The sequence below is a fragment of the Acinetobacter sp. 10FS3-1 genome, from assembly GCF_013343215.1.
Classification (GTDB): Bacteria; Pseudomonadota; Gammaproteobacteria; order Pseudomonadales; family Moraxellaceae; genus Acinetobacter; species Acinetobacter lwoffii_C.
In genome coordinates this window covers 1,198,741-1,222,214 of record NZ_CP039143.1, presented here as the reverse complement: position 1 = coordinate 1,222,214, position 23,474 = coordinate 1,198,741, and the positions used below count along the sequence as shown (strand labels likewise).

22 protein-coding genes are annotated in these 23,474 nt (G+C 43.5%); 12 read left to right on the top strand and 10 right to left on the bottom strand.

Features of this window, described 5'->3' with window-relative positions:
* Positions 1–464: 464 nt before the first annotated feature.
* The 6 genes from E5Y90_RS05730 to E5Y90_RS05705 all read left to right on the top strand — a co-directional run bounded on the left by E5Y90_RS05730 (position 465) and on the right by E5Y90_RS05705 (position 5,363).
* Positions 465–1,523 (top strand): porin, encoded by a 1,059-nt coding sequence (locus E5Y90_RS05730; RefSeq protein ID WP_151207805.1) that lies wholly within the window; start codon positions 465–467, stop codon positions 1,521–1,523.
* Positions 1,524–2,013: 490 nt separating this feature from the next.
* A complete protein-coding gene (cydP, locus tag E5Y90_RS05725; protein WP_151203213.1) occupies positions 2,014–2,205 on the top strand; it encodes a cytochrome oxidase putative small subunit CydP in 192 nt (63 codons plus the stop codon).
* Positions 2,205–3,791, top strand: coding sequence for a cytochrome ubiquinol oxidase subunit I (locus E5Y90_RS05720; protein ID WP_174660568.1), 1,587 nt, complete (start codon positions 2,205–2,207; stop codon positions 3,789–3,791). The genes cydP and E5Y90_RS05720 overlap by 1 nt, the downstream gene beginning before the upstream one ends.
* Positions 3,788–4,933 (top strand): cytochrome d ubiquinol oxidase subunit II, encoded by a 1,146-nt coding sequence (gene cydB / locus E5Y90_RS05715; protein WP_151203215.1) that lies wholly within the window; start codon positions 3,788–3,790, stop codon positions 4,931–4,933. The genes E5Y90_RS05720 and cydB overlap by 4 nt, the downstream gene beginning before the upstream one ends.
* A 25-nt stretch (positions 4,934–4,958) precedes the next feature.
* Entirely contained in the window at positions 4,959–5,060 is a 102-nt protein-coding gene (gene cydX, locus E5Y90_RS05710) for a cytochrome bd-I oxidase subunit CydX (protein WP_002120988.1), read from the top strand.
* A gap of 3 nt (positions 5,061–5,063) precedes the next feature.
* Complete coding sequence (locus E5Y90_RS05705; RefSeq protein WP_174659653.1) at positions 5,064–5,363, top strand: cyd operon YbgE family protein; 300 nt, start codon at positions 5,064–5,066, stop codon at positions 5,361–5,363.
* A gap of 100 nt (positions 5,364–5,463) precedes the next feature.
* On the opposite strand, the gene rodA is transcribed toward E5Y90_RS05705, so the two are convergent.
* From rodA to E5Y90_RS05675, 6 genes are all read right to left on the bottom strand, one after another.
* Entirely contained in the window at positions 5,464–6,603 is a 1,140-nt protein-coding gene (rodA, locus tag E5Y90_RS05700) for a rod shape-determining protein RodA (protein ID WP_151203217.1), read from the bottom strand.
* Between the two features lie 117 nt (positions 6,604–6,720).
* Entirely contained in the window at positions 6,721–7,431 is a 711-nt protein-coding gene (ispD, locus tag E5Y90_RS05695) for a 2-C-methyl-D-erythritol 4-phosphate cytidylyltransferase (protein ID WP_174659652.1), read from the bottom strand.
* Positions 7,403–7,786 (bottom strand): septum formation initiator family protein, encoded by a 384-nt coding sequence (locus E5Y90_RS05690; protein WP_151203219.1) that lies wholly within the window; start codon positions 7,784–7,786, stop codon positions 7,403–7,405. The genes ispD and E5Y90_RS05690 overlap by 29 nt, the downstream gene beginning before the upstream one ends.
* Before the next feature lie 17 nt (positions 7,787–7,803).
* Positions 7,804–9,093, bottom strand: coding sequence for a phosphopyruvate hydratase (gene eno, locus E5Y90_RS05685; RefSeq protein ID WP_151203220.1), 1,290 nt, complete (start codon positions 9,091–9,093; stop codon positions 7,804–7,806).
* A 60-nt stretch (positions 9,094–9,153) separates the two neighbouring features.
* Positions 9,154–10,011 carry a 3-deoxy-8-phosphooctulonate synthase gene (gene kdsA, locus E5Y90_RS05680; RefSeq protein WP_151203221.1) on the bottom strand — a complete coding sequence of 286 codons (858 nt, stop codon included), beginning with the start codon at positions 10,009–10,011 and terminating at the stop codon, positions 9,154–9,156.
* Between the two features lie 31 nt (positions 10,012–10,042).
* Positions 10,043–11,683, bottom strand: coding sequence for a CTP synthase (locus E5Y90_RS05675; protein ID WP_151203222.1), 1,641 nt, complete (start codon positions 11,681–11,683; stop codon positions 10,043–10,045).
* 226 nt (positions 11,684–11,909) lie between these two features.
* Here E5Y90_RS05675 and E5Y90_RS05670 point away from each other — a divergent pair, with 226 nt between their 5' ends.
* A complete protein-coding gene (locus E5Y90_RS05670; RefSeq protein WP_201798535.1) occupies positions 11,910–12,347 on the top strand; it encodes a hypothetical protein in 438 nt (145 codons plus the stop codon).
* 59 nt (positions 12,348–12,406) lie between these two features.
* On the opposite strand, the gene E5Y90_RS05665 is transcribed toward E5Y90_RS05670, so the two are convergent.
* The 3 genes from E5Y90_RS05665 to E5Y90_RS05655 form a co-directional block, all read right to left on the bottom strand.
* Complete coding sequence (locus E5Y90_RS05665; protein WP_174659651.1) at positions 12,407–13,507, bottom strand: YheT family hydrolase; 1,101 nt, start codon at positions 13,505–13,507, stop codon at positions 12,407–12,409.
* Between the two features lie 69 nt (positions 13,508–13,576).
* A complete protein-coding gene (locus tag E5Y90_RS05660) occupies positions 13,577–13,987 on the bottom strand; it encodes a nuclear transport factor 2 family protein (protein WP_174659650.1) in 411 nt (136 codons plus the stop codon).
* Positions 13,988–14,207: 220 nt separating this feature from the next.
* Positions 14,208–16,232, bottom strand: coding sequence for an NADPH-dependent 2,4-dienoyl-CoA reductase (locus E5Y90_RS05655; protein WP_151207789.1), 2,025 nt, complete (start codon positions 16,230–16,232; stop codon positions 14,208–14,210).
* A gap of 164 nt (positions 16,233–16,396) precedes the next feature.
* On the opposite strand from E5Y90_RS05655, the gene E5Y90_RS05650 reads away from it, so the two are divergent.
* From E5Y90_RS05650 to E5Y90_RS05635, 4 genes are all read left to right on the top strand, one after another.
* Positions 16,397–16,930 (top strand): PadR family transcriptional regulator, encoded by a 534-nt coding sequence (locus tag E5Y90_RS05650; RefSeq protein ID WP_174659649.1) that lies wholly within the window; start codon positions 16,397–16,399, stop codon positions 16,928–16,930.
* A 35-nt stretch (positions 16,931–16,965) separates the two neighbouring features.
* Entirely contained in the window at positions 16,966–17,916 is a 951-nt protein-coding gene (locus tag E5Y90_RS05645) for an alpha/beta fold hydrolase (protein ID WP_174659648.1), read from the top strand.
* A 15-nt stretch (positions 17,917–17,931) separates the two neighbouring features.
* A complete protein-coding gene (locus E5Y90_RS05640) occupies positions 17,932–18,630 on the top strand; it encodes an SIR2 family NAD-dependent protein deacylase (protein ID WP_174659647.1) in 699 nt (232 codons plus the stop codon).
* A 957-nt stretch (positions 18,631–19,587) separates the two neighbouring features.
* Positions 19,588–20,484, top strand: coding sequence for a LysR substrate-binding domain-containing protein (locus E5Y90_RS05635; protein ID WP_174660567.1), 897 nt, complete (start codon positions 19,588–19,590; stop codon positions 20,482–20,484).
* Positions 20,485–20,748: 264 nt separating this feature from the next.
* Here the strand turns inward: E5Y90_RS05635 and map are convergent, their stop codons facing one another.
* Positions 20,749–21,543 carry a type I methionyl aminopeptidase gene (gene map, locus E5Y90_RS05630; RefSeq protein ID WP_174659646.1) on the bottom strand — a complete coding sequence of 265 codons (795 nt, stop codon included), beginning with the start codon at positions 21,541–21,543 and terminating at the stop codon, positions 20,749–20,751.
* Between the two features lie 346 nt (positions 21,544–21,889).
* Here map and brnQ point away from each other — a divergent pair, with 346 nt between their 5' ends.
* Positions 21,890–23,176, top strand: a complete 1,287-nt coding sequence (brnQ, locus tag E5Y90_RS05625) for a branched-chain amino acid transport system II carrier protein (RefSeq protein WP_151207780.1) — start codon at positions 21,890–21,892, stop codon at positions 23,174–23,176.
* Positions 23,177–23,474 lie beyond the last annotated feature (298 nt).

The following is a 23,474-nucleotide window of genomic DNA, read 5'->3' as shown; positions in this document are numbered from 1 at the left end:
GCTTTAACCACCTTGCCCTTTTTAAAAGTTACAGCCGATCAGACACTATGTAAGCTTCTTGTTCTAAAATAAATGCCTAGCCGAATAAAAACCGTTATTAAAGACAGTTTCTCAATAATCGAGGATGTATCTTTCAATGAAATTCTATAGTTCAAACTAATGTATCTCATAACCAGGTTTTTTGTTTCTTTTGACGACTTTTAATAAAAACCCCTGTCTCATCCAAAAAACCTGCTTATAAACAATTCATTTTTAATAGATTAAAATAAACAAAGAGACTGTTTTTCCAAGATATGTCAATAAAAATAAGTGGCTGATTGGCTTTCATATTTCTGCAATATTTCCTTAATCATACTGACTTATTTGTAATGAATACTTAGCACCAATACAGGACGGTAGCAAAAATTAACAAAGCTACTACAACCACCTTGTTAAGACACCAAAAAGTCTTATTGGAGCTATATATGAAAAAAACACTTTGCGCATTAGCAATTGGGGCAACTATTTTTACTCCTATCATGGCAGCCGCTGCTGATGTTAAGGTGTATGGCCGTGCACATGTTTCTTTAGACTATCTAGATGACGGCAAAGATTATAATGAAGTGGGGCTCTCTTCTAACTCTTCTCGCTTAGGCTTTAAAGCTGAACAAAAACTAGAAAATGGCATGACTGTTTTCGGTCAAATTGAACAGGAAATCAACTTCGCAAGCGGTGCAGCTAACGACGATGTTGAGTTTGCTACACGTGATACTTTTGTCGGTTTAAAAGGTGATTTTGGTCAGGTACGTGCAGGTCGTTTTGACAGTCCATTTAAAGTCGCTCGTGGTCCAGTTAACTTCTTTGGTGACATGGTTGGTGACATCCGTAACTTAACACGCGCTGGTGAACTTCGTTTCGATGAGCGTAATGCCAATACCATTGAATATAAATCCCCAAAACTTGGTGGTGGTTTCAATGTACTGGGCGCACTTTCCCTGCATGAAGCGAACAGCCCAGATACCGAAAAAGATGGCAAGAATAAAGACAAAGCTTATGATCTGGCTTTGACTTATAAAGAAGGTCCGGTAGATTTCGCTGCTGCTTATGAGCATTATGAAGAAGATGCTAGCAAAGGCGAACGTGATGGCTTCCGTGTAGCTGCTGCTTATAAAATTACACCTGAATTTAACTTGGGCGCACTTTATCAATACCTCACCCATGATCTAGAAGGTACCGCGGATAAATATGCAGATGCACAAGTACTGGGTGTAGCAGCAGACTATAAAATTGCGCCAAAAACTTCTGTACGCGGTCAAGTGTTCCACCGTGATGTAGATGCTGATGATGCAAATGCCACTTTATTAGCATTGGGTGTTGAACACCGCCTGGACAAAACGGTACGTGTTTATGCCAACCTGGCAACAGTACTAAATGATGATAACTCAAGTCTGACGCCTTGGTCTCAAGCTCGCACCAATAACATTGGCGGTGTAAAAGGTAAAGATGCAACTGGCTTATCTTTGGGCTTCCGTTACGACTTCTAAGTCCTTCTATAAAGTTATTCAAAAAAACACGCTTAGGCGTGTTTTTTTTATTTGTGGAAATGCGCTTTAAAGCTCTCATCACTCAAGACTGCACCCGACTGATGCCAATAGCGCAATAAAAGGTTTTTTATCAGCTAAACCAATGAATATACTGAAAATTCATAAAATTCTGCAAAAGTGCGTATTATTTTATAAATACAAAACCGAGCATTTTAATCTGCTTTAACTCATTATTTAAGAAACTCTAAACCAAGCAAAATAATATACTTTAAAAAAATAAATATAAGCATTTTAGTCGGGTTTAAAAAATAGCTTAAATTACACAAAATAATCAAAAAAAATTTAGAATAACATGCAATCTACTATTTTTATATTACATTAAAAAACAGTAGCTTGTAAAATATATATTTATTAAAACTGTTTAGACTATTTATTTTTCACTTACAATGTATTAATAATATACCTTAAGTTTTATAACGGGCTTGTGCGCATGAGCTTAGTTCCTAAAAATCTCAACCAGAAAACAGTAAGAGAGCTTTCTTTTATTTTAATTATCAAAATTATTTTATTAATGATAATTAAAAACATCTGGTTTGATGCACCTACTATTCCCAAAGATTTTGACAATCAAGTCGCCGAGCGTATTGCCGGCAATCCTTCCCAAATCAAGGAGACACGTTGATGATATCTGAAAGCGTGGTCGATCTTTCGCGGTTCCAGTTCGCTATGACCGCGATGTATCACTTTATTTTTGTTCCACTTACCTTAGGCTTGGCTTTTCTTCTTGCCATCATGGAAACCACATATGTGATTTCTGGCAAAGAAATCTATAAGGACATGACTAAATTTTGGGGAAAACTGTTTGGTATTAACTTTGCCCTAGGGGTAACCACCGGTCTGACAATGGAGTTCCAGTTCGGGACCAACTGGGCTTACTATTCGCACTATGTAGGTGATATTTTTGGTGCTCCACTGGCCATTGAAGGACTAATGGCATTCTTCCTCGAATCAACCTTTATCGGTTTATTCTTCTTTGGCTGGGATCGACTTTCCAAAATCCAGCACTTATGCGTTACCTGGCTGGTTGCCCTCGGCTCGAATATGTCAGCCTTGTGGATTCTGGTGGCCAATGGATGGATGCAAAACCCGGTCGGTTCTACATTCAATTACGAAACCATGCGTATGGAGCTGATTGATTTTAGCGCACTGATTTTTAACCCGGTAGCTCAGGTTAAATTTGTCCATACTGTTTCCGCAGGTTATGTAACCGGTGCAATCTTTGTCCTCGCGATTTCAAGTTATTACATGCTGAAAAAACGCGACCTGCCATTTGCACGCCGTTCTTTTGCCATTGCAGCCATTTTCGGCCTGGCCTCTACGCTTTCAGTAATCTTACTGGGGGATGAATCGGGTTATGAACTGGGTGATGTGCAAAAAACCAAACTTGCAGCGATTGAAGCAGAATGGGATACCCACCCTGCGCCTGCCGCATTTACTCTGTTTGGTATTCCAAACAAAGAAACCATGACTACCGATTATGCGGTAAAAATCCCGTATGTCATGGGCCTGATTGCGACACGCTCAACCACTGAACAGGTGACCGGTATTAAAGACCTGCTGGTACAGCATGAAGAGCGTATCCGTAATGGTATGGTAGCTTATTCACAGCTTGAAAAATTACGTGCGGGTGACCAGTCTCCAGAATTAAAAGCTGCATTTGCCGAGTCTCAAAAAGACTTGGGTTATGGTCTGCTTCTGAAGAAATATACCCCGAATGTCGTAGATGCTTCTGATGAGCAAATCAAGGCTGCTGCCAAAGATACGATTCCACATGTACCAAGCCTGTTCTGGGCATTCCGTGCCATGGTCGGTTCTGGCTTCCTCATGCTGATTCTGTTTGCACTGGCCACTTTTGCTGTAGCAAAACGTAATGCTGAAAATAAACCTTGGTTATTAAAGTTCGCTTTATTTGCGCTACCACTCCCATGGATTGCCGCCCAAACTGGCTGGTACGTGGCAGAAGTTGGTCGTCAGCCTTGGACGATTGGTGAAGTTCTCCCTACCCACCTGTCAACCTCCAGCTTAAGCACAGGCGATGTATGGGGTTCTATCCTAGCTCTGGCTGCGTTCTACACTGTACTGCTGATTATTGAAATGTACCTGATGATCAAATTCTCCCGTCTTGGTCCAAGTTCTTTACATACAGGTAAATATCATTTCGAGAAACTTGAAGCAGCAAAAAAGTCAAATGAGGAGACTCAAGCATGATCGAATATGAATTACTGAAAATTATCTGGTGGGTTCTAGTCGGTGTGTTATTGATCGGCTTCGCCCTGACGGATGGTTTCGATATGGGTTCGATGGCGATCATGCCATTCGTGGGTAAAAACGATGATGAACGCCGTGCGGCCATTAATACGATTGCTCCGCACTGGGACGGTAACCAGGTCTGGTTCATCACCGCAGGTGGTGCACTATTTGCAGCTTGGCCAATGGTCTATGCCACTGCCTTCTCAGGCATGTACTGGGCGCTCCTTCTGGTGCTGTTTGCCCTGTTCCTGCGTCCTGTCGGTTTTGACTATCGTTCCAAACTAGAGAATACCAAATGGCGTACTTCTTGGGACTGGGGTCTGGCCATCGGCGGCGCAGTACCAGCATTGGTATTTGGTGTGGCTTTCGGCAACATGTTCCTAGGTGTACCATTCACCTTGGATGAAACTGTACGTTCAACCTACACTGGCAGTTTCTTTGCCCTGTTGAACCCATTTGCGCTGGTGTGTGGTCTGGTCAGCTTATCCATGTTATGTGCGCATGGGGGTGCCTGGTTAATGCTACGTACCGATGGCGATTTGCGTACTCGCTCTGCCAAAGCCACTCAAATTATGGGGGTCGTATTCTTAATATGCTTCCTGGGTGCAGGTGCGTGGTTATACTTCGGCGACATTCAGGGCTATACACTGGTTGAACCATTTGATACCAACGGTGTTGCTAACCCACTTGCCAAAGAAGTTCTTACCAATGCCAACCCTGGCTGGATGAACAACTACTCAACCTATCCAATCACCATGGCTGCTCCAATTGCCGGCATTCTGGGTGGTCTGATCATCGTGCTTGCAGCAGGTAAAAATAAAGCAGGTTTAAGCTTCCTCGGCTCAAGTCTGGCCGTAATAGGTGCGATCTTGACTGCCGGTTTTGCCTTATTCCCATTCCTGATGCCTTCAAGCATTAATCCGATGGTCAGCCTGACCATGTGGGATGCTGTTTCCAGTCAAAATACCTTAACTGTCATGACTGTGGCAGCCTGTATCTTCGTTCCATTGATCCTGCTTTACACCACCTGGTGTTATTACAAGATGTGGGGCGTGGTAACCAGCAAACATATTCAAGAGAATTCACACAGCCTGTACTAAGGCTGTGTCTTAAGGAGACGAAATTATGTGGTACTTTGCATGGATTCTCGGTATTTTGATGGCATGTTTCGCTGGTGTACTCAGTGCACTTTATATCGAACATCATCAAGATCTGGATGAGGAATAAAACATGACTCAAACTGCGATAGAAAATCAGGCAGACAAGAAACCGAACAAGTTTGCGATGATGATTTCCTGCCTATTGGCCTTTCCTCTCGCAGCGGTCCTACTGGTGCATCCTGCAGCAATGCTGGATGCCAATGGTGAATATAGCCACAGTGCCATGATGTACATCATGATTGGCATTTCAGGCGGCTTTGTTCATGGTGTGGGTTTTATGCCCCGCCACTGGTTCTGGAAATGGCTATTTAGCCCGTTTCTGGCCTGGCCTTTAATGATCTGGGGTTATTACACCTGGTTCCTGAGTTAAATGTTTAACTGCAAAAACAAAGCCCTCAATTGAGGGCTTTTCTATTTTTAGAGTTCTATATCCTATGCGCTTAAAGCTGCTTGCTGTCTAATTTTAACAGTTAACGATGCGTATGAATTGACATGACAATACCCATCCCGGCCAGCAAAGAAATTACAGCGGTTCCGCCATAACTCATGAGCGGTAGAGGGTCACCCGTTACAGGTAAAATTCCGCTGACCATGCCCGAGTTTAAAAATACAAAAAAGAAAAAAGTCAGCCCTGTTGCACCCGCATAAAGTCGGCCAAAATTATGAAAACTTTGCAGACCGATCATCAAACAGCGAATAATAATAGCGCTAAAGAGACTAAATAATAAAAATACCCCAATAAAACCAAATTCCTCGGCATAAGTCGACATGATGAAATCGGTGTGATGTTCCGGCAGATACCCTAAGTGCGACTGTGTGCCTTCAGAATAACCCTTGCCGGTCATCCCTCCAGACCCGATGGCAATTTTGGACTGGATAATATTCCAGCCTGCGCCCAGTGCATCAGATTCTGGATCAAATAAAGTCAGCACACGTTTCTTTTGATATTCCTGTAAAAAGAACATCCACAGTAATGGCGCTACGACCGCTAATGCAGCGAATGCCGCAAAAATCAAGCGCCAGGATATCCCACTTAAAAACAGCACAAAAATGCCCGGAATAATCAGCCCGATGTTTAAATCTGGCTGCAATGCAACCAGCACAAACGGAATCATCAGCAAAATCAAGGCACCGATGATATGTACCAGTTTCGGTGGGAACGGCCGCAAAGAGAAGTACCAGGCCATCATCAAAGGCATGGCAAATTTCATCAGCTCACTGGGCTGCATACTGCCAACACCAGGTAAGCTAATCCAACGTGTTGCCCCTAAACGTTTTTCACCAATCACCAAAACCAGCAATAGCATAAAAATCCCAAAGACATAAAAATAGGGACTGGCCGCCTGATAGACTTTTGGAGGAATCTGCGCACAAATAAAGAGCAGCACAAAACCAATCCCGAAACTGATCGCCTGACGTACCACCATTCCTGAATCTTGGGCGGTCGCGCTATACACCACCATCAAACCCAAAATGGCATTTAAGACTAGGAAGCTCAGCAACCAGGGATCAAGATGCAATTTTGCCCATCGAGAGGAATTATGCTTATTTATGCTGCGTCCATCGCGTAAAGCATGACGCAAAAACCGATACTGCTGGGAAGGTATCATTGGCCTAAAAACAGAAAATAAAGGATGGCAAAATTATAAGTTAAAGCAGCCCAGAATAAAGCCTCATAACCGGAATTATTCAGCTTTTCTGAGAATATATTTTAATGACAGAGTATTTTAGCTTTGTGCCGCCAAAATCAGTTTAGCCAGCTCCAGATCATCCGGATAGGTAATTTTGAGATTATCTGAGCGCCCTTGCACCACACATACTGGCTCACCTACATGCTCCAGCGCACTGGCTTCATCTGTAATAGCAGCACCATCTTTCAAAGTCTGCTGAATGGCTCGCTTTAAGCTGCCCAGTCTGGCCATTTGCGGGGTCTGTGCCTGCCACAGCATCAAACGGTCAACGGTATGTTCAATCGCCTGATCTTTGGCCACACGTTTTAGAGTATCTCTTACTGGAATGGCCAAAATGGCCGCCTGATCTTTTTCTATAGCGGTATGAACCAGCATTTCCAAAGACCCCAGGCTGACACATGGACGTGCTGCATCATGCACCAAGACCCAATCATGCTCAGAGGCAATAGCAGATAAATAATCCAGTGCATTAAGCACCGAATGCACCCGCTCGGCACCCCCCAGACAAAAGTGGGCTCTGTCCCGATGGGCCAGTGGTAACGTTTTGGCCACATGATCATTGGCGCCAATCGCCAGTACATAGCCAGCCAATGGTAAATGGTTCAGACGCGCGACCGTATGCTCAAGCACCGTCTGCCCGTGAATCATTTGATATTGTTTCAGTTCTGTTTTGGAAAAACGGCTACCTGAACCTGCAGCTGGAAGAATAACCCACAATTTATGGTGTGACTGTATCAGCTGACTCATTGGTTTTCAGGTCTACCTTAGTATTTGGATGTAAATAAATCGGTTGATATTGAGTACTGATCGTACTCATTTGTATAAATGTTTCATGCGGCTTGATCAAGCCCAAATCTAGTCGTGCATGTTCCTCGATGGCTTCAATACCATTCTTCAAATCATACACTTCTGCTGCAAGAACACGATTACGTTCTTTCAGGTCTTCATTCAATTCCATTTGTTGCTGGATTTTTTGAGTAAGCTGCTGGTGATCTTTATAACCACCCTCACCAAACCAGTATAAATACTGAAACCCTGCGATCAAAATGATCGCAAGGCCCAATAATATTTTACTCATCGTAGAGTCGAATACATTTAACATAAATAGCATTCAATCGCTTAGTTCAAACCTTTGAACTCAGCTTTACCGCGGTACGCAGCATTTGTCAATTCTTCAATACGAAGCAATTGGTTATACTTCGCTACACGGTCAGAGCGGCAAAGTGAACCGGTCTTGATTTGACCTGCTGCTGTACCCACCGCAAGATCCGCAATGGTTGAGTCTTCAGTTTCACCTGAACGGTGTGAAATTACCGTTGTGTAACCATTTTCTTTTGCAAGATAGATCGCATCTAGAGTTTCAGTCAAGGTGCCAATCTGGTTATATTTAATCAGAATTGAGTTACCCACTTTTTCATTGATACCACGTTGCAAGATTTTAGGGTTGGTCACAAACAAGTCATCACCGACCAATTGAATTTTGTCACCCAGAATAGAAGTCAGGTAAGACCAGCCTTCCCAGTCCGATTCATCCAGACCATCTTCAATTGAGATGATTGGGTATTGGTTGACAAGACCTGCCAAATAGTCAGAGAATTGATTGCTGGTAAATGCCTTATTGCCTTCACCTGCAAGAATGTACTGACCATTTTTGTAGAATTCTGAAGATGCACAGTCTAGCGCAAGCATAATGTCAGAACCTGCTTTATAGCCAGTTTGACCAATTGCTTCAAGAATCACAGTGATTGCTTCTTCGTTAGAACGTAAGTTCGGCGCAAAACCACCCTCATCACCTACAGCAGTGTTTAAACCTTTTTTGTTTAATACTGATTTGAGGGAATGGAAGATTTCAGCACCTGCACGTAATGCTTCAGAGAATGAAGTGAAGCCTACAGGCTCAATCATAAATTCCTGAATATCAACGTTATTATCCGCATGAGAACCACCATTGATGATGTTCATCATTGGTACAGGCATAGTTAAAGTGGTTTGACCACGTAAATCCGCGATATATTGGAAAAGAGGAATTTTCTTTTCATCGGCAGCAGCACGCGCAGCAGCAAGAGAAACGGCAAGTGTCGCGTTAGCACCTAATTTTTCTTTGTTTTCAGTACCATCAAGCGCAATCATCGTGTTATCGATATCTTTTTGCTCGAATACTGATTTACCAACCAAAGCATCACGGATTACGGTGTTGACATTATTAACCGCAGTTTTAACACCTTTGCCCAAATAACGTGCTTTGTCGCCATCACGAAGTTCTAAAGCTTCACGAGAACCAGTTGAAGCACCAGAAGGTGCACATGCACGGCCAACTACGCCAGATGCTAAGATTACGTCTGCTTCGATGGTTGGATTACCACGAGAGTCCAAAATTTCACGTGCACGGATGTCAACGATTTGACTCATGAACAATTCCTCAGTTGATTAATAACGAGATGCTTTAGATGGCATCAATAAGTCTATAATTTAATGTGTATCTAGTTTTTGGAAGCCTTTGACCAAGGTATCCAGTTCTTTCAGCTGCGCCAGGAACGGCTCAAGTTGAGACATACGCAATGCGCACGGACCATCACACTTGGCTTTTTCCGGATCTGGATGTGCTTCCAGAAATAAGCCCGCCAAGCCAGTGGCCATACCCGCACGCGCCAAGGTACTAATTTGAGCACGACGGCCACCAGCAGAGTCTGCACGACCACCCGGAGTTTGCAACGCATGAGTGACATCGAAGAATACCGGAACATTCATTTCCTTCATGATGTCAAAGCCCAGCATATCTACAACCAGGTTGTTATAGCCAAATGCTGAACCACGCTCACACAGAATCAGCTTGTCATTCCCGGCCTCCAGACACTTATGCAGAATATGACGCATTTCATGAGGTGCCAGGAATTGTGCTTTTTTGATATTAATAATGGCATCTGTTTTTGCCATCGCTTCAACCAGATCGGTCTGACGACTTAAGAATGCAGGCAACTGGATAATGTCAGCAACTTCCGCCACTGGCTCAGCCTGATACGGCTCATGTACGTCGGTAATAATGGGCACATTGAAATGTTTTTTAATGTCCGCTAACCACTCGATACCTTTTTCCAGACCTGGACCACGAAAAGAGTTCAAGCTAGAACGGTTGGCTTTATCAAAGCTGGCTTTAAATACGTAAGGAATATCCAGACGTTTACAGATATCGACATAAGTCTCTGCAATTTCAAAAGCCAAATCTTTTGACTCAAGTACGTTCATTCCGCCGAATAATACAAATGGCAAATGGTTTGCCATTTGTATATCGCCTAAACGTACAATTTCTTGTGGTTTTAATGATGACATTTAAACTTCCTAGTGCCCTGTCCTGCAATTATTATTGGCTTTTTTGGTGCTGTTTTTTCGCAGCATCAATAAAGCTAGCAAATAATGGGTGACCATCACGTGGTGAACTTGTAAATTCCGGGTGGAATTGTACTGCAATAAACCAAGGATGTGCAGGAATTTCAACAGTTTCCACCAAGCGCTGTATCGGAGAATAACCTGAAACCTTCAGGCCTTTTTCTTCAAGCACCGGGATATAACGGTTATTCATTTCATAACGGTGACGATGACGTTCGATAATTTCTTCCGAACCATACACTTCACATGTCTTTGTGCCCGCAACCAGTTCAGACTTTTGAGCACCAAGTCGCATCGTACCACCCAGATCAGAATCGGCATTACGCTGCTGAACTTCACCGCGCTCATCCAACCATTCAGTGATCAAGCCAATCAATGGAGATTTAGTCGAGCGGTTAAATTCCGTAGACGTGGCATCTTTAATACCCGCAACATTCCGCGCGTATTCAATTACAGCCAGTTGCATACCCAAACAAATACCCAAGAATGGAATGCCATTTTCACGTGCGAACTGAATCGCTTGCATTTTCCCTTCTGTACCGCGCTCACCAAAACCACCTGGAACCAGAACTGCATCTGTATCTTTCAATACGACATTGACGTCCTGACTTTCCAGTTCTTCAGCGTTGACATAGTCAATCTGAACTTTTACACGATTTTGAATGCCAGCATGTAACAGTGCTTCGTTCACAGACTTATAAGCATCTGGAAGTTCAACATATTTACCGACCATCGCAACACGGACAACGTATTCAGGGTTCAGTAAAGTTTCTACCACATTGTCCCAGTCAGTGAGATCTGCTTCTGGAAGATCGGTGTAGCCAAAACGTTCACAGATCAAATCATCAACGTCTTGTTCATAAAAAGTACGCGGAATTTCATAAATCGTACGGGCGTCTTTACACACCACAACTGCACGTGCTTCCACATTGGTGAACAAGGCGATTTTGCGTTTGGTATCTGCATCGACATCATGTTCTGTACGGCAAATAAGGATATCCGGCTGAATACCGATGGACAGAAGTTCTTTAACTGAGTGCTGGGTTGGTTTAGTTTTTAGTTCAGCTGCAGACTTAATGTATGGGAGTAACGTTAAGTGCATCAGCATCGTACGCTTGTGACCAAGTTCAACCATTAACTGACGTACGGATTCCATGAATGGGAGAGATTCAATGTCACCGACTGTACCGCCGATCTCTACGATCGCAACATCATAACCCTCGCCTGCGCGAAGGACACGTTCTTTAATATTGTCAGTAATGTGTGGAATAACTTGTACTGTACCGCCCAGGTAATCACCACGGCGTTCTTTATTCAGAACATCCTGGTAAACACGGCCTGAGGTGAAGTTATTCAGTTTGGTCATTTTCGCACGACGCAAGAAACGTTCGTAGTAACCCAAGTCTAAATCTGTTTCAGCACCATCTTCTGTAACAAAAACTTCACCATGCTGGAATGGGCTCATTGTCCCTGGATCGACATTAATGTATGGATCCATTTTTACCATGGTCACTTTTAAACCACGAGCTTCTAAAAGTGCAGCAACAGAAGCAGCTGAAATACCTTTACCTAGTGATGATACAACACCACCAGTCACGAAAATAAAATGGGTCATTGGGTTTCTCGTACAATCGAGCCTAAATCGGCCTGCAATGTTGCGCAATTTTACTTTACTCTGTACCAATAAAGCAAAGTCAATCCGCATCAATTCATAGAACAATAAACAATTGATTATTTTAACAGCAATTCAAATAAAAAATTACCGTAAGTTCATATGATTTTTATCTGGTATTTTGCTGCTATAATAGTGCAATTCTCTCCACCCTTTTCTGTTTGATGTAATGATGATGAAGAAACTTTTAATCTGTACCGCAATCCTGACAGGTCTTACATTGACCGCCTGTGTAAAAAAAGAAGCTCCGAAAGAAGAAGAACAAGTTGAAGTTACTCCAGCATCAGAAGTTACAACCTCTGAGCCGGCTCAGTTTGAACCACTTGAGCCTGTGGTAGAAGAACCGGCAGTTGAAGAAATTCCACCAGCTGTTGAAGTTCACCGTGAGGAGACTGAAAATACAACTACCGAAATCCGTCGTGAGATCAAACAGCCTGCGCCTGTTGAACCTGCTCCCGCTGCACCTGCAGAGAAACAAGTAGAACCGGCTCCAGCTCCAGAGCGCGCTCCTGTAGCAACACCAAAGTCTGGCTCAGAGACCAGCAAGTCTGAAGATGATGCTGTAGCAGATGCGATTGCTGCGGCAATGCCAGCACTTGAAAATTAATCGGGATTGACTGATTTTAAAAAAACCCAGTGAAAACTGGGTTTTTTATGGTTTAAGCATCAGGCGGGTGCTTTAGATAATTGCAGCAGATAATCCGCCATTAAACGGGTCGCCCAAGAGTCGGTCTGCATTAAGCCTTGATAAAACCCGCAATGACTGCCTTTACGTGTGGTGACCACCACAATATTTGGCATTGACTGAATGACTTCTTTATAAGGTTCCAGATTCTGGATATGACAGACCGGATCATCTTCAGCATTCAAAATCATTAAGGGAATTTTAATATTTTCAAAAACATAAATTGGATTTGTGGCTTTGCTATAACTTTCATAATCCTCAAATCCAGCCAGACAATAATACATTTTTTCAAATTCAGACAGGTCTTTTACCTCAAGCAGTTGCTTCCAGGTCGGATATACCTGCCAGACTTCCTGATAAGGTTGAATAAAGCGCTTAATCAGTTTTTTCGCCATCACCTTACTATAAAACGGATGTACATACGCAAATCCGGTTTCAGTGTTATAGCCCGGGCACAAAGCAAACGCGGCTTTGAGTGGTGTTTGCTCTCCTTCTTCTCCCAGGTAACGCACCAACAAACCGGTACCTGCCGAAGAACCGACGCCATACAGCTCAGATTTCGGAAATTTATCCTGAATATAAAGCAACTGTTCACGTAAATCCTGAGTAGAACCAAACAGGTTCATTTTAGGCACTGGCATCGGCAAGTCCGCATGCCCGCGACGTAAACACAGCGCCACGCGCCAGCCGGTATATTGATGCAAGTCACGTACCAGCTCCCGCATGGACTCAGGAGAGCCTGTAATGGTGTGGAGCAGAACAATAGTGGGCGTTGTTGGCGGCAATTTGAGTCCATACCAGGCAATGCCCGTAATGCCACCATCTGACATGGTCAATTGCTCAAGCACATCATATTGCAGCTTGATAGTTCGTTTTTTAATTAGGTCTAAATATAAAATATGCGCATGTGCATTGGATAACCAGGGTGTCGGACGGTATTTTTGTTTCAATAAGGGTAAGCGTTCAACAACACCCGAGAACACCCCATTGGGGTTGTAATACAAGGTAGGAAGATCTGCGCCGCTAAAACGATCCAAATATTCACTTGAAAGCTGGCCCAGTTTTTTAAGCAACATTTTCATCTGTCTTCCCCTTCTAGTTTTACTATCAGTTGCTACAAACTTTATGTCGACTTGAGTCAATGCCAGAAATTAAGTATTAGCCTGAAAAGCCAGAATCCGCTGGCCCATATCTAAGGCTAAAGCTTCAAGTCCAGATTTTGGTCGGATCATCACTTCAAAATCAATAATCTTCCCTTCATCATTGAACTGAATCATGTCGATTCCTTTAAGTTTTTTATCGCCGACATTGGCTGAAAACTCAAGTACAACATTGTTACCATCCTCACTGAGAAACTCTCGATGATAGCGAAAGTTTTCAAAGACCTGTATGACGTTGGTCAAAATAAAAAACACCACCTGCTTGCCGGAATAAGGTGTAAATGCCACAGGTGAGCGAAATACCACCTCCTCTACAAGCAGTTCATTCAAGATTGACATATCGCGGCTTTCTAACATTTCATGCCAACGCGTAATAGATTTTTTTATATGTCCGGTGCCCATTTTGGCTTCCTTTTTTGTTATTGAAAAATTAGGCTTCCTCTAGCTGAAGGAAAAAGAACTCATACTTCCTTCTATCCAGTGCCTCTTTCCTTTCAAGAGAGGACTCAGGGAGAGAATTGTTTCCAGCCCCCATCCCTGAATATTAGCTAAGGCCCCCTCCCAACTGCTTATTGGTAAAGGGGGGGGATTTCTTGCCCTTTAAAAGAGGGCTGGAAGGCGATTAAATCGCCGCAGCCAGTTCAGCACCCTGACGAATAGCACGCTTGGCATCCAGTTCACCCGCCTCTTTGGCTCCTCCAATCAGATGCACATTTTTGCCTGCAGCCTTCAGTTCATCAAACATAGCGGTATATGACTCCTGACCTGCACAAATCACCACATGATCCACTTCCAGCAGCATAGGTTTGTCATTCACCGTGATATGCAGTCCCTGATCATCAATCTGGTTATAACTGGCGCCCGCGATCATTTTTACATCACGATGTTTTAAGCCGGTGCGGTGAATCCAGCCGGTAGTTTTACCCAGACCTGCACCAACTGAAACGGCTTTACGCTGTAATAAATAAATATCACGATTTGATTTTTCCAGTTCTGGCGCTTTCAGGCCGCCTACCTGGTTATATTCGGTATCAATCCCCCATTCATCATAGAATTTTTGCGGGTTAACACTGCCGCTTTCACCTTCGTGACTCAAGTATTCTGCGGTATCGAAGCCAATTCCTCCGGCACCGATAATCGCGACCCGCTGACCTACCGGCTTACGCTCTTTCAGCACGTCCAGATAAGACAGTACTTTAGGATGGTCAATACCCGGAATCGACAACTGGCGTGGTGTTACTCCAGTTGCCACTACAATGTCATCAAAACTTGAGCTGACAAGTTCTTCAAAACTGGCGCTATGATTCAGCTTTAATTTAATACGCGGCTGAAGTTCAATCTGTCGTTTGAAATAACGTAAGGTTTCATAAAACTCTTCCTTGCCCGGAATGGTTTTGGCTATATTAAACTGTCCACCAATCTGCGCCGCTGCCTCAAATATGGTCACGTTATGCCCACGATTGGCAGCATAGACTGCGAAACTCAGACCGGCCGGGCCAGCGCCAATTACGGCAATATTTTTTGCGTCATTAACTTCTTTAAAAATTAATTCAGTTTCATAGCAAGCTCGCGGATTGACCAGACAGGTGGCAACTTTCATCGAGAAAATATGGTCCAGACAAGCCTGATTACAGCCGATACAGGTATTAATTTCATCACTGCGCCCCTGCTCTGCCTTGAGGACAAATTCAGAGTCAGCCAGCATCGGACGTGCCATGGAAATCATGTCGGCATCACCCGAGGCCAGTACATATTCGGCCATTTCAGGCGTATTGATCCGGTTAGAGGTGATCAGCGGAATATTAACCAGACCTTTCAGCTTGCGTGTTACCCAAGTAAAGGCTGCTCGTGGCACTTTGGTGGCAATCGTAGGGATACGTGCTTCATGCCAGCCAATTCCGGTATTGATAATCGTTGCACCAGCTTTTTCAATTTCTTTTGCCAGCTGAACCACTTCTTCCAGCGTTGAGCCACCCTCGACCAAGTCCAGCATAGAAAGACGATAAATAATAATAAAGTTCTCACCGACTTTTTCACGGGTACGGCGAACAATCTCGATCGGGAAACGAATGCGGTTTTCATAGCTCCCCCCCCACTCATCATCACGGTGATTGGTACGTGCGGCAATAAACTCATTGATCAGATAGCCTTCTGAACCCATGATTTCTACGCCATCATAACCGGCATACTGAGCCAGTCCGGCGCAGTTAGTAAAATCATCAATGGTTTGCTGCACTTCTGCAGAAGTTAAAGCATGCGGTTTTACCGGATTAATAGGGGCCTGAATAGGTGACGGTGCCACATTTTCAGCCTGGTAGGAATAACGCCCGGTATGCAGAATCTGCATGGCAATCTTACCTCCCGCCTCATGGACGGCCCGGGTAATCACTTTATGCTTTTCTGCTTCTTCAATTGTGTCGAGCTTGGAGCCACCTTGAAAGGTCACACCATGATCATTGGGGGAAATCCCGCCTGTAACGATTAAAGCCACACCACCTTTGGCACGCTCCGCATAAAAGGCTGCCATCCGCTCATAGCCACCTGGTACTTCTTCAAGACCTACGTGCATTGACCCCATCAATACCCGGTTTTTTAAAGTGGTAAAGCCCAAATCCAGTGGGGCAAGTAAGTTGGGATATTTAGACATTTCTACTCCTGAGCGTGCGTTTATGCTGGCTATTGTTTTACAAGCTGACCATTTTCTCCCTCAACCATCAGCTTTAATGCAACTTGTTGCACTATTTTATATGTCAGAATTGATTTTTATGCAACATGTTGCATAATAATCCTGAGTCATTTTTTGAGACGTCTATGTCTTTAGCCCACGTTCTGCTGACCAGCCTGATTGAAAAACCCAGTACCGGTATTGAACTGGCACGCCGTTTTGACCGTTCCATGGGATTTTTCTGGAATGCCACCCATCAGCAAATTTATCGTGAATTAAATGCCATGTTAGGCAAAGGCTGGATTTCCACCCTGAAAGAAGAAAATGCCCAGTCACGTAAAAAAACCTATCAGGTCGAACGTCTGGGCCGTGAAGAGCTGACCAGCTGGATGCTTGAGCAAAGTCCGCCAGCACAATTGCGTGAAGAATTAATGGTACGTTTACGGGCCGAAGCGCAGCTTGGAGGCAATAGCACCTTGCCTGAACTGGAACGCCACCTGAAACTGCATAAAGAAAAATTAAAGACCTATCAGCAGATTTTTGCCAAGGATTTTGCCCAAGCCGATGAAAATGACCGTACCTTGTATATTCACAAAATGATTCTGCAACTGGGTATTGATCAGGAAACGGGCTGGATTCACTGGTTAGAACAGCTCATTCCGCGTCTTAAACAATTTTAAGGTAATTACAATAAAATACACCCTGGAGTATAGCCATGCCTTTTTATACCATGCCCGATGCTGAACAACTGTTTGTCCGCGAATACGGTCAGGGACAACCGGTGCTGGTATTATCCGGTCTGGGCATGCTGAGCTGGCAATGGGCTGCTTTTCTCTATCCGCATCGAAAAAATTTCCGTTTTATTATTCCTGAATGGCGTGGCTTTGGCGCATCCGGCAACTGCAAAATCCCGTCCGATCTGGATGCCATTTCCAGTCACTGGCAAGATGTACGTTCGGTTCTAGCCCAGTTAAATCTGGACAAACTCATGGTAATTGCTTATTCCATGGGTGCCACGACGGCGATGCATGGCCTGCATTATGATCACTTTGCCCAACATATTTCCGCCTATTTACATATTGATCAATCCCCTAAAATATCGGTAGACGATGCTTGGGCATTTGGACTTTTTGGTTCGCGCCATCAAGAATTTATCGGGATTTTGCAAGAGATTTCCCTGCTTCTGGCTCAGCATGTCCATCTTGGCTCCATCCAGAAGCTGGAAAGCTCAGTACGTGCAGCGCTGGCTGCTCTATGGCTGCGCTTTATACAACTGCAAAATAGACATAAGCTCAGCTTAAAATCCTGTGAATTCATTCTGAGTCAGCCGCGTTTGCAGGGTCTACTGCTTCCCTCTCAGCGCCTAGACTATATGCTGTGGTATATCAACAACTATCTATATCACCGAGAAGACTACCGCACAGCTCTTAGCCAACTCTCTTGTCCGGTGACCTTCTTTAGCGGCGTTCAGTCCAGACTCTATCCCTTTGAAGGTCAACGTTTGATTGCAGAAAGCCTGCCACAGGCCAAACAGGTACTATTTAACAAATCTGGTCATACTCCTTTATTGACTGAACCGGTCAAATTTGCCAAAGAACTGTCCAGATTTCTGAAAGAACATCACCTAGCACCCTCGACAGTAAACTCGTTCGGAACAGCAATTTAACCCAGGAGAATGGCGATGAAAAAACTGGTGGTCTTTTCCGGTGCAGGCATAAGCGCCGAAAGCGGAATTAATACTTTTCGTGACAGTGATGGGCTTTGGGAACAATATCGCATTGAAGAGGTCGCCACCCCTGAGGCCTGGGCTAAAAATCCAGAGTTGGTACAACGTTTTTATAATGCACGGCGTAAAAATATTCTGGAGGCACAGCCCAATATTGCCCATCAGCACATTGCCCGCTTAGAAAAAAATTATGATGTCTACGTCATCACCCAGAATATTGATGACTTACATGAACGTGCGGGCAGCTCCAAAGTCATCCATTTACATGGCAACATCCGACTGGCCAAAAGCTCTGGTCCGGACGCAGAAAATACCCGGGAATTCTATTCCGTGGAAGGCGCCGAGCTGAATCTGAACAAGCATTTTTGCAGGCAAGGTTATCCATTACGCCCCCATGTGGTCTGGTTTGGCGAAGCGGTGCCGGCTTATACAGATGCCCAGCTGTGTGTCGCAGATGCAGATATTTTTATCGTGATTGGTACCAGCTTACAGGTCTACCCAGTGGCCGGGTTAATTCATGACATTCCTGCCAGTTGCACCGCCTACTATATTGACCCCAAAGCAGAGCAACAGCATCTTCCTGCCCAGTTTCAGAAAATTGCCAAGACAGCAACCGAAGGCCTGTCGATTTTAGTGAAGCAGTTGCAGTCCTGAACATCAAACGGTACATAGTTGGTTATTGATATAATCATCAAAACAGTCTCTTAGTTTTTAACCTACCCTCATTAGCCCATGTTGCGACCCAACTTATGGCATTTTTGGATAAATATTTTTTAGATGCAGGATCGATAACAAGCTCTTTTTATGCAGCAAACAATATGTTAAACAATTAATTATTTAAAAAATTTTAGTTATAGTTTGCTACACCCAACTACATTTATAAGCATCAATAAGGATAAATGTATCATCCCGTTTTTATGATACATGTGACTTATCTAAGAGTGATAAATGAAAAATTAGTGGTAGCTGCTTATACGGAACGGTTAAATTCTTCATCAATGAAGACAGTTATACAAGGTATCTCTGTCATTGCAGCTGATGTCGTCAATAAAGTGGTACAGGAGCAGACTCATCTACTTTGCTGAATGAAAGATTATTTGATTGGGTTTCTGGTATAGATTCTATTGGAATATTTAGACAAGACTCAGGTTTTACTTCTTGCTTTTTTACAGGCTGTGGTTCTCCAGTTCCTAAAAAGTTAGAGATAGCTCATTCATATGGATTCCACCTGGATGATTAAAAGAAATGCCAGTAATTAAGAAAAGATGGGCATTCTGTCTTCATCCAAAGGGTAATTGGTCACCTGCAATACAACTAGACTTGGCCTCCTTAGAGTGACCCAGTTGGAGTGGGCTAGCAGTTTATTTTGATTAAGCTAATTTAATAGTTTCTAAAATGAACCCAATACTCTCTATAAAAGCCCTTTAAGAACAAGAGGATTAATATTTTCAAAAAACCTATTCATACCGAATGGGCTTTTCCTATGAGCAACGATGAATCGCGTCATGTTGAATAATTGCCTTGTCCAAATTTTTTTAATCAGCTGCAATTGACACTATGCAACAATCAGACTTTAATCAGCATATTGTTGCATATATGGAATCAAAGAAAATGCTGACGGATCTGGATGACTTTTATTGCTTTGCCCAAGTGGTCGAATATGGCGGCTTCAGTGCTGCTGAACGTGCTACGAATATTCCCAAGTCCAAACTAAGTCGACGCGTTTATAATCTGGAAGAACGTTTGGGCGTCCGTCTGATTCAACGCAGTTCACGCCATTTTGCCGTGACCGACATCGGCATGAATATCTACCGGCATGCCCAGGTCATGCTAAATGCCGCACAGGCTGCACATGATCTGGTGGATCATTTAAGTACCGAACCACGTGGCGTAATTAAAGTCAGTCTGCCAGTTTCAATGGCTCAAAATGAAATGGCCAAAATCCTTCCAGACTTTCTCAAAAAATATCCAGAAATCAAGATTCAGATGCTGGTGACCAATCGTCGTGTCGATATTATCAATGAAGGATTTGATCTGGCCTTAAGGGTTCGATCCAGTCTGAATGATGATCCAAACCTGGTGATTCGCCAGCTTGCCAAACTGGAGCAGCATCTGTTTGCAAGTCAGGGCTATCTAAATCAATTCGGTGATCTTAAAAGCCCTGAGCAACTGGCCGACCACAAAATTCTCAGTATGGTTGAAGAACATAGTGAGCAATTTCTGGTCTTGCAAAATGGACAGCAGCAAAAGAAAATCCAGGTTAGCCCAACCGTATGCGGTTCAGACCTAAACATGTTGACCCAGCTGGCCGCCTCGGGATGTGGCGTGGCCTTATTGCCGGATCACGTCGTCGAACACCATCTACAACGCGGTGAGTTGGTACAGATCTTACCTGAATGGAAAGCAGCCCATGGGATTTCCCATGTTGTTTATCCATCACGTCGCGGCCTGTTGCCTGCGGTGCGGGTATTTATTGACTATCTGGTAGAGCAGCTACAACAGGATTAAAGTTGAGATAAAAGACTTTGAAAGAATTTTCGCTCACATAAAAAAAGCTCATTTTCATTAGAAAATGAGCTGGAAACTACAGGACAGCACTTGAGTGAAAAGAGGAAACATCTAGGCTAAACAAGATGAATATAAGCTCTGTCAAAGCTCGAAACCACTTCTTGCTGTAGTCTTTTGTAGGCTTTCGTCCACAGAATACCGGCTAATGTAAGTTATGTGAGCCGGTGTAATGGGTTACTGTATTTTCATTGGCTATAGCAGAATTTAAATTTCCGGATATTCCCCAGTGCCTTCAGGCCATGGCGATAACAGTTCAAAGCCTGTTTCAGTCACAGCAACCATATGTTCCCATTGCGCAGACCAGGATTTGTCTGCGGTGACTACCGTCCAGCCATCTTTAAGTTCTTTGACTCGTGCTTTGCCCATATTCACCATCGGCTCAATCGTAAAGACCATACCCGGCACCAGCTTAATGCCCTGCCCCGGTTGTCCATAATGGAGAATATTCGGCTGTTCATGATACACCTTGCCAATTCCATGACCACAATATTCTCTGACGATGCTATACCCCTCCCGTGTTGCCACAGTCTGAATGGCATAGCCAATATCGCCCAGTGTTGCCCCCGGTTTCACGGCATGAATACCGGCCACCATCGCCTCATAAGTCGTATTAACCAGACGCTTCGCTTCAGCTGATGGCGTACCGACATAATACATACGGCTGGTATCACCAAAATAACCATCTTTAATAATAGCGACATCAATATTAATAATATCGCCGTCTTGCAAGATGGTTTTGGCAGAAGGAATACCATGACACACCACTTCATTGGGAGAAATACAGGTGGTTTTGGTATAGCCATAATAGCCAATATTGGCAGGTGTCACTTTCAAAGTATTGACAATAAAATCATGGCACAGATCATCCAGATATTCAGTGGTCACCCCTGCTTTCACGTGCGCTCCAATCATCGCCAGAACCTGCGCGGCCAAGCGCCCGGATATGCGCAGTTTTTCAATATCCTGCTCGGTTTTAAGACTAATGGCTGGCGCTCGCATCAATTTATCCTCAATCTGAATCACTCAATTATAGTCCTTTTTAGCTGAGAATGCCGAGGTTCTTGGGCTAGACAGGTATTTAACGCTAGGCAAAACAATTTTTTAATGCTGACTATTTATACAAACAATAAAGTTTTCAATTTATTGTAAATTCTGAATAATTTGTCAGAAAAATATAGATTTTATTTTTCTTTAAAAATATCAATAATATATTTCCACCAAATTTAGAATATTTGTTAATTTAATGAGCAAGAGCAATACAATCAGCGCCTTTCCAGCTAAAATAAACTCCAAAAACCCGTACAGATATTCTAAAATCTATTTTTCCTTTTACTACTCTCCCTTTATGACAAGTCTCCGTACTCGGGATATTGTTGCCTTGGGTTTTATGACCTTTGCACTATTTATTGGTGCAGGTAACATTATCTTTCCACCGATTGTGGCGCAACAGGCCGGTGAACACGTATGGTTAGCTGCTTTCGGTTTTCTGATTACTGCTGTCGGCTTACCAGTTATCACCATTGTTGCATTATCTCGTGTTGAAGGTTCTATCCAGATTTTAAGCTCGCCTTTGGGCAAAGCGGCCAGTATTTTGCTGACTGTGATCTGTTATCTGGCCGTCGGTCCTTTATTTGCAACTCCGCGTACCGCCACCGTTTCTTATGAAATCGGATTTTCTTCCTATTTCGGCAATGAATCCAGTAGCCTGCTAATTTATAGCAGTATTTATTTTGCTGTCGTGATGCTCGTTTCTCTGTATCCGAACAAGATTCTGGATACTGTCGGCTATTTTCTCTCTCCGCTTAAGATTATCTCCCTGATTATCTTAGGAGTGGCCGCTGTCATGATTCCGGCCCAGGCACCACCTGCACCGATCAACAGCTATATTGACAGCCCGGTTTCTGAAGGGATTGTGAATGGTTATCTGACCATGGACACCTTGGGTGCTCTGGTTTTCGGTATTGTGATTGTAAAAGCAATTACATCGCGTGGCGTAACGGACAAGAAGCTGATTACCAAATATGCAGTGAATGCTGCGATTATTTCGGGGATCGGTTTAACCCTGGTTTATCTGAGCCTGTTTAAACTGGGTCTGGGTAGTCATGAAGTTGCTCCAAATGCGGCCAATGGGGCGGTTATTCTGCATGCATATGTGCAATATGCCTTTGGTGACATGGGCGCGTACTTCCTGTCCGGCATGATTTTTATTGCCTGTATGGTGACTGCAATCGGCCTGACCTGTGCCTGTGCAGAGTACTTCTCCAGCCTGACCAAAATTCCGTATAAAGTTCTTGTCCTGATCCTGATTGGTTTTTCGCTGCTGATATCTAACCTCGGTTTAACCAAACTGATTGCAGTTTCAGTCCCGGTATTAAGTGCGATCTATCCACCCGCCATTACAGTTATTATGCTGAGCTTCTTGACAGGCTTCTTTAAGAAACCATCGCATGTCATTGCTCCAGTGACCTTGGTTGCCTTGATCTTTGGTATCTTTGATGGCTTAAAAGTTGCCGGTTTCAGTTTACCTGCTAGCTTAGAGAGCTTGCCACTTTCTGAACAAAATATGGCCTGGTTTATCCCCTCCATGATTGTTCTACTGATTGCAGCTGTGATTGACCGTATTAGAAACTAATCTTTCTAGCATGTTGAGGTCATAAAAAAGCGAATTTTTACCCAAAATCCGTTTTTTAGCGTGATCAATAATTGTCAGGTTTTACCCAAACGGACATTTATTGTTTACACCCTGCAAAGCCCTGTTAGCGCAAATAAGTCAAAAATTGATATAAAAATAGCAAAAAACGATTTTTTTTACTGGATAGCTTGGCACAATAAGATTTATAATCTGGCTCAAATAAAAATATATTTATGCGTTTTAAATACTTAAGGTTTTTGACTTAAACCAAAATCACCTCCTACTTATACAAACACTT

Bases quoted from the DNA above. Each gene is read 5' to 3' on its own strand.
- E5Y90_RS05730 (WP_151207805.1), top strand. From the start codon at position 465: ATGAAAAAAACACTTTGCGCATTAGCAATTGGGGCAACTATTTTTACT.
- cydP (WP_151203213.1), top strand. From the start codon at position 2,014: ATGAGCTTAGTTCCTAAAAATCTCAACCAGAAAACAGTAAGAGAGCTT.
- E5Y90_RS05720 (WP_174660568.1), top strand. From the start codon at position 2,205: ATGATATCTGAAAGCGTGGTCGATCTTTCGCGGTTCCAGTTCGCTATG.
- cydB (WP_151203215.1), top strand. From the start codon at position 3,788: ATGATCGAATATGAATTACTGAAAATTATCTGGTGGGTTCTAGTCGGT.
- cydX (WP_002120988.1), top strand. From the start codon at position 4,959: ATGTGGTACTTTGCATGGATTCTCGGTATTTTGATGGCATGTTTCGCT.
- E5Y90_RS05705 (WP_174659653.1), top strand. From the start codon at position 5,064: ATGACTCAAACTGCGATAGAAAATCAGGCAGACAAGAAACCGAACAAG.
- rodA (WP_151203217.1), bottom strand. From the start codon at position 6,603: ATGATACCTTCCCAGCAGTATCGGTTTTTGCGTCATGCTTTACGCGAT.
- ispD (WP_174659652.1), bottom strand. From the start codon at position 7,431: ATGAGTCAGCTGATACAGTCACACCATAAATTGTGGGTTATTCTTCCA.
- E5Y90_RS05690 (WP_151203219.1), bottom strand. From the start codon at position 7,786: ATGTTAAATGTATTCGACTCTACGATGAGTAAAATATTATTGGGCCTT.
- eno (WP_151203220.1), bottom strand. From the start codon at position 9,093: ATGAGTCAAATCGTTGACATCCGTGCACGTGAAATTTTGGACTCTCGT.
- kdsA (WP_151203221.1), bottom strand. From the start codon at position 10,011: ATGTCATCATTAAAACCACAAGAAATTGTACGTTTAGGCGATATACAA.
- E5Y90_RS05675 (WP_151203222.1), bottom strand. From the start codon at position 11,683: ATGACCCATTTTATTTTCGTGACTGGTGGTGTTGTATCATCACTAGGT.
- E5Y90_RS05670 (WP_201798535.1), top strand. From the start codon at position 11,910: ATGATGATGAAGAAACTTTTAATCTGTACCGCAATCCTGACAGGTCTT.
- E5Y90_RS05665 (WP_174659651.1), bottom strand. From the start codon at position 13,507: ATGAAAATGTTGCTTAAAAAACTGGGCCAGCTTTCAAGTGAATATTTG.
- E5Y90_RS05660 (WP_174659650.1), bottom strand. From the start codon at position 13,987: ATGGGCACCGGACATATAAAAAAATCTATTACGCGTTGGCATGAAATG.
- E5Y90_RS05655 (WP_151207789.1), bottom strand. From the start codon at position 16,232: ATGTCTAAATATCCCAACTTACTTGCCCCACTGGATTTGGGCTTTACC.
- E5Y90_RS05650 (WP_174659649.1), top strand. From the start codon at position 16,397: ATGTCTTTAGCCCACGTTCTGCTGACCAGCCTGATTGAAAAACCCAGT.
- E5Y90_RS05645 (WP_174659648.1), top strand. From the start codon at position 16,966: ATGCCTTTTTATACCATGCCCGATGCTGAACAACTGTTTGTCCGCGAA.
- E5Y90_RS05640 (WP_174659647.1), top strand. From the start codon at position 17,932: ATGAAAAAACTGGTGGTCTTTTCCGGTGCAGGCATAAGCGCCGAAAGC.
- E5Y90_RS05635 (WP_174660567.1), top strand. From the start codon at position 19,588: ATGCTGACGGATCTGGATGACTTTTATTGCTTTGCCCAAGTGGTCGAA.
- map (WP_174659646.1), bottom strand. From the start codon at position 21,543: ATGCGAGCGCCAGCCATTAGTCTTAAAACCGAGCAGGATATTGAAAAA.
- brnQ (WP_151207780.1), top strand. From the start codon at position 21,890: ATGACAAGTCTCCGTACTCGGGATATTGTTGCCTTGGGTTTTATGACC.